This window comes from Paraburkholderia sp. EG304, assembly GCF_046543485.1.
Lineage (GTDB): Bacteria > Pseudomonadota > Gammaproteobacteria > Burkholderiales > Burkholderiaceae > Paraburkholderia > Paraburkholderia youngii.
This window is the reverse complement of record NZ_JBKGUA010000463.1, coordinates 1-255: the sequence shown is the minus strand read 5'-3', so window position 1 is coordinate 255 and position 255 is coordinate 1. Positions and strand designations below refer to the sequence as shown.

Sequence of the window (255 nt, the reverse complement as noted above, 5' to 3'; positions counted from 1 at the left end):
GGCTGATTTCGTATCAGCATTGCCCACGCCGTCCGTGCATTCTTTGCCGCGAGCGCCGCAGCAGCGATATTTTTGTGCCGGCGTCGACATAGTTTCATCACCCAGGAATCAGCCATTTCGGGTTTGCAGGCTGCCATACGAATAACCGCGCGGGCGCCGTGAATCAGAAGTGTTCGTAATGCCGTATCGCCGCGCTTGCTGATGCCCAGCAGACGCGGCGTGCCGCCCGAAGAATGCTGACGCGGCACCAAACCC

1 protein-coding gene is annotated in these 255 nt (G+C 59.6%); it reads right to left on the bottom strand.

Annotation, left to right across the window (positions count from 1 at the left end):
- On the bottom strand, positions 1-255 hold a 255-nt coding region (locus ACLFKU_RS44760; protein WP_410853522.1), incomplete at both ends, for a transposase.